This is a genomic window from Paratractidigestivibacter sp. (assembly GCF_052362415.1).
GTDB lineage: Bacteria > Actinomycetota > Coriobacteriia > Coriobacteriales > Atopobiaceae > Paratractidigestivibacter.
In genome coordinates this window covers 1-7,936 of the sequence record NZ_DAWEMK010000048.1, presented here as the reverse complement: position 1 = coordinate 7,936, position 7,936 = coordinate 1, and the positions used below count along the sequence as shown (strand labels likewise).

General features: G+C 60.2%; 8 protein-coding genes. 2 read left to right on the top strand and 6 right to left on the bottom strand.

Features of this window, described 5'->3' with window-relative positions:
- From ACT84W_RS06250 to ACT84W_RS06235, 4 genes are all read right to left on the bottom strand, one after another.
- Window positions 1-1,301, bottom strand: a 1,301-nt coding sequence (locus ACT84W_RS06250) for a dihydroorotase (RefSeq protein WP_432290832.1), incomplete at its 3' end; no start/stop codon positions are given.
- Window positions 1,285-2,220, bottom strand: coding sequence for an aspartate carbamoyltransferase catalytic subunit (locus ACT84W_RS06245; protein WP_417576471.1), 936 nt, complete (start codon window positions 2,218-2,220; stop codon window positions 1,285-1,287). The genes ACT84W_RS06250 and ACT84W_RS06245, both read right to left, overlap by 17 nt.
- On the bottom strand, window positions 2,220-2,789 hold the full coding sequence (pyrR, locus tag ACT84W_RS06240; protein ID WP_417576470.1) for a bifunctional pyr operon transcriptional regulator/uracil phosphoribosyltransferase PyrR: 570 nt from the start codon (window positions 2,787-2,789) through the stop codon (window positions 2,220-2,222). Before pyrR ends, ACT84W_RS06245 begins: the two co-directional genes overlap by 1 nt.
- Window positions 2,790-3,612: 823 nt before the next feature.
- Window positions 3,613-4,224, bottom strand: a complete 612-nt coding sequence (locus ACT84W_RS06235) for a hypothetical protein (RefSeq protein WP_444328590.1) — start codon at window positions 4,222-4,224, stop codon at window positions 3,613-3,615.
- A gap of 233 nt (window positions 4,225-4,457) precedes the next feature.
- On the opposite strand from ACT84W_RS06235, the gene ACT84W_RS06230 reads away from it, so the two are divergent.
- On the top strand, window positions 4,458-5,042 hold the full coding sequence (locus tag ACT84W_RS06230) for an L-2-amino-thiazoline-4-carboxylic acid hydrolase (RefSeq protein WP_444328589.1): 585 nt from the start codon (window positions 4,458-4,460) through the stop codon (window positions 5,040-5,042).
- Window positions 5,043-5,664: 622 nt separating this feature from the next.
- Window positions 5,665-5,862 carry a hypothetical protein gene (locus ACT84W_RS06225; protein WP_432290835.1) on the top strand — a complete coding sequence of 66 codons (198 nt, stop codon included), beginning with the start codon at window positions 5,665-5,667 and terminating at the stop codon, window positions 5,860-5,862.
- Between the two features lie 612 nt (window positions 5,863-6,474).
- Here ACT84W_RS06225 and ACT84W_RS06220 read toward each other — a convergent pair.
- Window positions 6,475-7,245 (bottom strand): ABC transporter ATP-binding protein, encoded by a 771-nt coding sequence (locus tag ACT84W_RS06220; RefSeq protein ID WP_417576465.1) that lies wholly within the window; start codon window positions 7,243-7,245, stop codon window positions 6,475-6,477.
- 15 nt (window positions 7,246-7,260) lie between these two features.
- Window positions 7,261-7,936, bottom strand: a 676-nt coding sequence (locus ACT84W_RS06215; protein WP_444328588.1) for an ABC transporter permease, incomplete at its 5' end; no start/stop codon positions are given.

Below are 7,936 nucleotides of genomic sequence, written 5' to 3'. Positions count from 1 at the left end.
TAGTGCTGCGGGGTGACGACGCCGTCGGTCAGGACGCGGCGGCCGCCGGCCCACACGTCGGTCGCGACGCCCGTGAGCTCCTGGCCGAGCCACGCGGAGTTCTTGGAGCGGCTCTGCAGGTACTCGGGGGTGATCTTCACGGTCTTGGCGGGGTCGATGAGGGTGAGGTCTGCGGGCGCGCCCTCGACGATGCTCACCGGCGCGAGGCGGAGCAGGCGGCGCGGGTTGACGGCCATGACCTCGACGAGGCGGGCCCAGCTCATCTTGCCGGTCTGGACGAGGTTCTGCAGCATGAGCGGCAGGGAGGTCTCGAGGCCCACAATGCCGAAGAAGCTGATCTCCCACTCGCAGTCCTTCTCGTGCGGTGCGTGCGGCGCGTGGTCGGTCACGACGCAGTCGATCGAGCCGTCGAGCACGCCCTCGCGCAGGGCCGCGGCATCCTCGGGGGTGCGCAGCGGCGGGTTCATCTTGAGGTTCGTGTCGTAGGCGTCGGTGATGTCCTCCTCGTTGAGGAAGAGGTGGTGCGGGGTGACCTCGCAGGTCACAGGCAGGCCGTCGGCCTTGGCGGCGCGCACGAGGTCGAGGCCCTTCTTTGTGGAGATGTGGCAGATGTGCAGCGGGCAGTTGGTGAGGCGGACGAGCTCGATGTCGCGGTAGATCTCGAGCTCCTCGGCGAGCGCAGGCCAGCCGAACATGCCGAGGCGCGTGGACGCGCGGCCCTCGTTGATGACGCCGTGGCCCGACAGCGACTCGATCTCGCAGTGGGCGAGCGCGACGCGGTCGAACTGGGCGATGTACTCCATGCAGGTGCGCATCATGCCGGCGGACTGGACGCCGTGGCCGTCGTCGGAGAACGCGGCCGCGCCCTCGATGACCATGTCGCCGATCTCGGCGAGGGACTCGCCCTTCTCGCCGCGCGTCATGGCACCGATGGGGCGCACATGGCAGAGGCCGGCGGCGTGGGCGCGGTCGATCTGGTAGCGGATCTCGGCGCCGGTGTCGGTAACCGGGTCGGTGTTGGGCATGGTGGCCACGTCGGTGAAGCCGCCGTGGACGGCCGCGGCGGAGCCGGTGGCGATGGTCTCCTTGTACTCGAAGCCGGGATCGCGGAAGTGGACGTGCATGTCCACGAGGCCGGGGACGAGGTACTTGTCGTGCGCGTCGATGACGACGGCGCCCTCGGGTGCCTCCATGCCCTCCGAGACGGCGGCGATCTTGTCGTCCTCGATCAAAACGTCGCGGAAGCCGTCGAGGCCCACCTGCGGGTCTACGACGTGCGCGCCCTTAAGCAGAAATGCCATTGTTCTCTCCTCCCAGAAGCAGGTACATGGCGGCCATGCGGGTAAGCACGCCGGAGTTGACCTGGGTCAGAATCCTGGAACGGGCGCAGTCGGCCACGTCCGCGTTGATCTCCATGCCACGGTTCATGGGGCCCGGGTGGCAGATGATGGCATTGGGCTTCATCTTGTCCACGCGGCTCATGTCGAGGCCCCAAAGGCGGTTGTACTCACGGCGAGAAGGAATGGAGGCACCCTCCATGCGCTCAAGCTGGACGCGCAGCATGTAGATAACGTCCATCTCGGGAATCACGGAATCGAAGTCCGCGGTCTGGGGCACGCCAAAGTAATCGGGGTCGTCGACCTGGAAGGTCGGGGGGCCGACGAGGGTGACGTCCGCGCCGACCGTCTTGAGGGCGGGGACCAAAGAGCCGCACACGCGGCTGTGGGAAAGGTCTCCCACGATGGCGACCTTGAGGCCGTCGAGGTGGCCAAAGTGCTTACGCATGGTGTAAAGGTCAAGCATGGCCTGCGTGGGGTGCTGGTGCTTGCCGTCGCCAGCGTTGATGACGATGGCGTTGGTGTGCTCGGTAATCTTCTGCGGAGTGCCGGCGAGTTTGGCGCGGCAGACGAACATGTCGACGTTCATGGCGTCGATGGTCTGGATGGTATCCGCGAGCGACTCGCCCTTGACGACGGACGACGTGGCGCCGCCCATGCTGAGGGAGTCGGCCGAGAGGCGCTTCTCGGCGAGCTCGAAGGAGGACTTCGTGCGGGTAGAGGGCTCCAGGAAGAGGTTCACGATCGTGCGGCCGCGGAGAGCCGGGACCTTCTTGATGGCGCGGTTGTTGACGTCCTCGAACGCGCGGGCCGTGTCGAGGATCTGGTAGATGTCGTCCTCGGTGAGGCTCGTGGTGTCGATCAGGTGCTTGACTGAGAGCATTACTGCGCACCTCCGTTGTGCTTGCTCGGTTTGGTCCAGATCTCGACGGACGTGGTGTCGTCGCTGGGCTTGATGTTCACGCGGACGTCCTCGTCGCGGGAGGAGGGGACGTTCTTGCCCACGTAATCGGCGCGAATCGGCAGCTCGCGGTGGCCGCGGTCGACCATGACGGCGAGCTGGACGGTCTTCGGGCGGCCGTAGTCGATGAGGGCGTCGAGCGCCGAGCGGATAGTGCGGCCCGTGAACAGGACGTCGTCCACGAGGATGATGTCGTGGTCGTCAACGTTGAACGGGATGTTGGTGCTGTGGAGCACGGGCGCGATGTGGCGGCTGACGTCGTCGCGGTAGAAGCTGATGTCCAGCGTGCCCACCGGCGGGCGGATGCCCTCGATCTTCTCGATCTCGTCGGCGAGCATCGGCGCGAGGATCGCTCCCCTGCTCACGATGCCGACGATGCCGATGCCCTCGGCTCCCTCATTGCGCTCGATGACCTCGTGGGCGATGCGGGTGAGGGCGCGGCCCATCGCCTGCTCGTCCATGATCTGGGCCTTGAGCCTGGCCTCTTCCATGGGACTCCCTTCGACAAAAAAGATGCCCTGACCGTTTGCGCGCGGCACAGGACATCCAGCTCGTCTATGGGCGTCCCTCGTGGTTGAGGGGTGTCTCACCTTGCTGGTCTCTCGTACCGCGCTTAAAGGTTCTGTGAGAGTGTACGCCTGCGCGGCGCGATGGGCAAGGGCCGCGGCGGCGAGCGGTCGACGAGGTGTCGAGGGCGGGCGGCGCCACATCGCTTGTGCTAATCCATGTGCCAATCTTTGATGACGTGGGGATTTACCTGGGGGATTGCCGAGGCTGTCAAGGGCAGCGTTCTCTTCTGCGCATCCGAGAAGACTTCTCATGACAAGAGAAGACTTCTTTCCCTCGCATTTCCAGAAGAGAAGACTTCTCTCCCATAGAGCAGACTGCTCTTCGGGATAGTTGAGTAGACTGCCTCACGGTACTGGCGATAGTTCGCTCCGTCAGCCCAACCGAGAAGGATGCAGCCCGCGCTTCGCTCAGAACTTCGGCAAGCTGTACAGGGTGCACTAAGTTTTGCTTGCGCAGGATGCACTGCAGCGAGCTTGTGTATGCCGCACTGCCGTCAGCTTCTGCAGGCTGCACTGTTGCCAGCTTGTGCAGGCTGCACTACAGCGGGGTTATGCAGGCCGCACCTTTGAAGTGCAGACTGCACTCAGCGTTTTTCTCGGAAGTGCAGGCTGCACTTCTGTTGTACAGTCTGCACAGCTACAAAGAAGTAAGCGTTGCTCGCCGCCCTCGATCTCAAAGACGGGAAACTATCAAAAGCGAGAAACGCTCACTGGATTCGCCAATGCAGCAGCAAAAAAGGTGCTGCTAGAAATTGATGCTGATGCCGAAGTACTTGTGCCAACCCGAGCGCTGTTGAGAGGTTTGGGGCCGCGGTTCATAGTTAGGCTGCGGCCCAAAGTCAGGCTTAGATTCCGGCTCAATGTCTTCGCTCGAAGCGAACTCAGCCGACGGAGTCCAAGAATACGAATCCGCATCGGCATCGGAGCTGCCTCGCCAAACGTATGCAAGGTGCTCGCAGAGCACCTTCGTGATCGCATACTTCTGGTCCTCGGTCTCGTTCGGGGCAAGCTCGTAGCCCTCGAGCAGCTGCTCGAGGTCGGCGTCCTCAACGACGTCGTCGACCGTCCAGATGGTCTCGTGCTTCATGAGGTAGACGCGAGGATGCGGGCTGTTGGGGCTGCAAGTCACGATAGCGCGGTCGTCGCCTTTGAACCAGACGTCGCAAGGCTCGACGATGTCGCTGCGCTCGGGCCACTTGCAGTCGGTCTTCTTTGTGGGCGCGGAACCCAAGGAATCAGAAGCGGCATCTCGGGCTTCGTTGGCATCTCGGGCTTCGCTGGTCGCGACGTCGCGCATTGGCTCTTCGCCGAGTGCGTTCTTTCGCGCCGGCTCCCTATTCGACTTGCGGTAGTCCATAACAGCCCCTTCGCCAAGAAGGGCTCGCGCCCTCCCCCATCCCTGAGATTATGCCGCCTGACTGGACCCGCCGTCCCAGGTTCCGGCGAACGGCATCGGCAATAGAGCCCCAAAGGGAAACCAGCGGATCACAGGCTCACACCACCTCCTCCTCATGAGCGAAAACGAATAAGTTAGCCATGCTATACTTTCTTGCATGAAGCGAACAAGCGGCTTCCGGAGGATCGGGCATCATGGGCAGCAAGCAACAGGCAGACATCAAGGAATTTCTCACCGACAACTTGGAGGGCCACGCCGCGCGCGAGTTGTTCGCACGGCAATCCGCACTGCTTCGCGAACTTATCTCCAATGTCTCCGGCAAATCCGCCGAGCAGGCAAAGACCCTCGAGGAGACCATCCTCCCCCGCATTGCGCTCTATAAGGCGCTCATGGGATCCTCGCTTCCGCATGAGCACGCACGCGAGCTCATGCGCTCGTACATGATGGACGTCGTTGCCGCGCAAAAGCACGCTTTCACAAATAAAGCCCAGGTCATCCCCGGGTTCTTCGGCATCTACAAACACGTTTTCTTGCACACCATGCGCACGAGCGATCTCTGGGAGAGCACGCAGGATCACGGCCGCGACTATTTTGACGCCTCGATCACCAAGTGCCTCTGGCACGACGCTTGCGTGGAAAACGGATGCCCGGAGCTGTGCCCGCTGTTCTGCGACGTCGACGACGTGAACTACGGCGGCCTCAGAAAATTGGGCTTCTCGCGCACAAAGACCCTGGGGTACGGCGGGGATTGCTGCGACTTCCACTTCTATCGGAAATAAGGGACTCACGTGCGAACTCTGGTATACGGCGCGGGTGTTCTGGGCTGCGAGCTCGCGCATTGCCTCGCCGTGAATCCGCTCCGAGAACATAAGGTACTTCCATAGAAGTACCCTAACAGCGTCCCTCAAGCGCCCTTCTTTCCACGACCTGCGGTTTTGTCAATTCTCGGTAACATAGGGTACTTCCAGAGAAGTACCCTAGCTAATTCAACAGTTATCCCGCAAACAAAGAAGACCGAGCAATCAACAATCTTGGCGTCATCCTTGCTGATGGGACTAGGCTTTAGCCCTTTCAAAAAGCGACCCGTCAATTGCGGCAGCAACGACATCATCTACAAAATGATTGTCCCCGTCGTACCTGTCGATATCGCGCACCTCCAGATAGGCCCACGCCATTGATGCGACCGGGTAAGCAAATGCCAAAGAAGAAAATGGAGATAATTTCTTTAGTCGTCATGTCCAAAGTCAGCCTCCGACCTCTCTATCTATTCCCGCGAAAGGTTCAGTAATCAGTACACAAAGTCACTGATTATTAGTTACCAGTCAGACCAGCGCCGCTCAAAAAGAGCGAGATGTCCCTACCAGCTCAATCATAAAATCAACCAGTTCCTCGGAGACTAAGATGTCATCTTACGAGCGTGTCAATGAGGCAACGCCTGCTGGAGGCGACTATTCAGAGATTTACTATCTCAATGACGACAATGATGTCGTCGATTCGTCAGAGGCAAAGAAATGCGTGATCCGCGAGTGCAAGGCAGATGGGACGCTCATTATGGAGCACTGGAGATTCGCCGGGAAGAATCGTCCCGACGAAGCGTGATATGGACATGGTTCATTACGTCCACACGGCCGCGGAATCAGCCGAGGGAGTTGTCAATGACTTGACACAATTCGATTGACCAGAATCTAGGATAAGGCGAAGGACGCCATCTCCAAAGCCGTCGGCGAGGCATCGATCTTCGCCTTGAACAAGATTTACACCATAGTCACCATCGAATTTGACAGGCGACGGCCTGGGTCAATCCAAGCCAAGCACATCGTCCGCTTAGAGGTTGGATGGACGCTGCTCCAAAAGACGGTTAAGAGAGATCCCGAGGGCATGGACAAGCTTGATTACCCGACAGAACGGCTCTCTTCTTACACTCGGACAGGACCACAATCACGACGCTCAGATTGACAGAGTGATTTTTCGGGTAGAAGCTCGCTTCCCGGCCCGGGCACAACCTTTCAAAAAAAGAAATCATGTGTGTCCTCAAAAGCTGCAGCCAATGACTGTCACCCAGTGTTGGTGACCAAGGATGGCAACTAACCCCCAAACGAGGGACGTTTCTGAGGGCAATAGCCATCGAAAACGTCCCTCGTTTGGGGGTTAGATTTCGAGGGGATGCGCAGCAACGGCAAAGAAGCCCGCACACCCCCTACAACGCCGGCTCTACTTGAACTGATTCTCGTACGCCTCGAGGACCTCGGCGGTGGGGCCGTCCATGCGCTGCTGGCCCTTCTCGATCCAGACGCAGCGGTCGCAGATCTTTGCCACCTGATCCATCGAGTGGCTGACGAAGAGGACCGTGACCTTGCCTGAGTCGATGAAGGAGCGGATCTTCTTCAGGCACTTCTCCTGGAAAAAGACGTCGCCGACCGACAGTGTCTCGTCGACGATGAGTAGATCAGGCTCGGTCACCGTCGCGATGGCGAAGGCGATGCGCGCGACCATACCGCTCGAGTAGTTCTTCAGCGGCATCTCCATAAAGTCCTGAAGCTCGGCGAAATCGATGATGTCCTGGAGGTGCTCATCGATGAAATCGTGCGAGTAGCCCAGCAGCGCGCCATTGAGATAAATGTTCTCCAGCGCGGTGAGCTCGGGGTCGAAGCCCGCGCCGAGCTCGATCAGCGGCGCGATGTTGCCGCGGACCTTGATCGTTCCCTCGGAGGGCTCGAGCACGCCGGCGATGCACTTGAGCATCGTGGACTTGCCGGAACCGTTCGTGCCCACGAGCCCCACGACCTCGCCCTTGCGGACCTTGAACGAGATGTGGTTGAGGGCCCGGAACTCCTTGAAGAACAGCTCGTGGCGCATGGCCTTGATGAAGTACTCCTTGAGGTTGTTAAGGACCTCAGAAGCGATGTTGAAAATCATAGAGACGTCGTCGACCTCGATGGAGTACTCCTCGTCGGGGGACGCGGGCAAAGAGACGTATGCCATGGTGCGGCTCGCTTCCTAGATGTAGAGGATGAACTTGTGCTCGGTCTTCTTGAAGACTGCGATGCCCGCGATGAGGGCGACGACGGCCCACACGGCGGCGAGCAGCAGGCACATACAGGAGGGGTTGGCCTGGTAGACAATGGCGCTGCGCATGATCTCGATGTAGTTGAACATCGGGTTCAGCTTGACCACTGCGATGACGAAGCCGGGGGTCGCCGGGTTGTCCGTGAGCAGCTTCAGGCTCCAGAAGATCGGGGTGAGGTAGGTCCACGCGGTCAGAAGGACGCTCCAGAGGTGGATCATGTCGCGGAAGAAGACCGCGAGCGCGCCGATGAGCAGGCTGATGCCGATGCAGAACACCATGAGCAGCAGCAGCGCGACGAACATCCAGAGCATGTGGATGGTGGGCGGGATGCGGAAGAAGAGCATGACGATGGCGACGGCGATGAGGCTGAAGGCGAAGTTGACCGCGGCCGAGAAGACCTTCTGGACCGGGAAGACCCAGCGGTCGATCTTGACCTTCTTGAGCAGTGACGAGGCGCCGATGATGGAGCCGAGGCCGCCGTTGGTGGCGTCGCTCATGAGCATGAAGGTGATGTTGCCGACGATGAGGTAGAGCGGGTAGTTCTGGATGTCGCCGCTCTTCAGGAAATACGAGAAGACGAAGCTCATGATGATCATCATCAGGAGC